Raw genomic sequence first — 1407 nt, forward strand, 5'->3', positions numbered from 1 at the left:
GCAGGCAACAACTTGTGTTCAATAGCAAGTGCTGAGCTGACTTGAATCGCCGTCGGCACCACATCGTTACTGCTTTGACCCATGTTAACGTGGTCATTCGGGTTGACGTTGCCGCCAAGCAATTCAGACGCGAGCGTGGCAATCACTTCATTAGCGTTCATGTTGGAGCTTGTCCCAGAACCGGTTTGGAACAGGTCGATAGGGAACTGATCGAGATGCTGGCCATCAATAATGGCTTGCGCGGCGTCTGCAATCGCATTAGCGATATCACCTTCCAGTAACCCTAGTTGTGCGTTGGTCAGTGCTGCCGTCTGTTTGATGTGGGCTAAAGCTTGGATGAAGCCGCTTGGCATGGTGTGCTGGCTGAATGCAAAGTTATCGATAGCGCGCTGAGTTTGCGCTTGATACAAGGCATTCGCCGGGACTTTTACTTCGCCCATGCTGTCGGTTTCAATACGAAATTCGGTGGTCATAGTAGGGTTCCTTTCGTTTAATCAAGAGAAGTCTGAATGAGGCGTAATTGTTGTTGTAATTGGAGAAACTTTACGTCGCCATGTTCAAACTGATAGTAGTAACGTTTGAGGCAGAATAAGGGCGTGTGAACCGAATCAAGGCAGACTCGGCGAAATGTACGAGTGCGAGTTGGGTCTTGAATCGCTTCGAGAAGGTGGAAATACACTTGGCGCAAAAACAGTTCGCACAAGAGTAAGTTTTCATCTTCTGCTTCATGCTCATAGCTGGATGACAACACCATACCCCAATGAATATAGTCATGAATGACGTCGGGCTCAAAGCCACTTGGCGCGGCAAGTTGGAAGCGATCTTGCGCTTTGAAGAAGGCGTTGAATATGTCCTTTCTGCGTTTCATATCTGCCTCAATTAATTAGATAATGATAATTATTATCAATTAAAAATAAATTAGCAACCCTCTATTTTCGACAAGATTAGATATAAAAAAGCCGACGCAGTCGCATCGGCAGAAATGGTTGGGTTTTCATCCCGCAGCAAAGCTTATCCGTTGTTTAGAAGGATTCGCAGCGTAATGTTACTCAGTAAACAAGGTTTCGTATTTCACAAATGCTGTTTGTGTTTCGCCGTAGTAAAGCGTGCCTTCGGCTTGGATAACGACTCGTAACCAGCTCTCTGCGGAGGTTGGCTTTGGCAGAGTGATGTACCAGTTTTGGCCAGCTTGATCGGCGCGTGTCATATCAATCGGCTGAGCGTTCTGTTGTTGGTCATCGACTACGGACAGCTTGACGCCTTCCAGCGGATAGGCAGCGTTGAGAGACAATTCTAGGCTATCTTTTGTCAGTTTTTCAGAACGGAACTTAACTTTAAAATCGCCATTTTCCATGTCACATAGGCCACTGGTGTAACGGCAGTTGGACTTACTCGCGAGCTTGTAAG

The 1407-nt window shown here is 46.8% G+C and carries 3 protein-coding genes; all 3 read right to left on the minus strand.

The features are described from left to right. On the minus strand, positions 1 to 473 hold a 473-nt coding region (locus tag R7E42_RS24225; protein ID WP_318073121.1), incomplete at its 3' end, for a lyase family protein. Positions 474 to 490: 17 nt separating this feature from the next. Further along, on the minus strand, positions 491 to 868 hold the full coding sequence (locus R7E42_RS24230) for a hypothetical protein (protein WP_005458016.1): 378 nt from the start codon (positions 866 to 868) through the stop codon (positions 491 to 493). Positions 869 to 1045: 177 nt separating this feature from the next. Then, positions 1046 to 1407: hypothetical protein (locus R7E42_RS24235; RefSeq protein WP_318073122.1), on the minus strand; the 362-nt coding region annotated here is incomplete at its 5' end.

Source organism: Vibrio sp. Vb1337 (genome assembly GCF_033338715.1).
GTDB classification, from domain to species: Bacteria; Pseudomonadota; Gammaproteobacteria; order Enterobacterales; family Vibrionaceae; genus Vibrio; species Vibrio alginolyticus.

Excerpts from the sequence above, each read along its gene's own strand:
- R7E42_RS24230 (WP_005458016.1), bottom strand. The coding sequence starts at position 868 with ATGAAACGCAGAAAGGACATATTCAACGCCTTCTTCAAAGCGCAAGAT.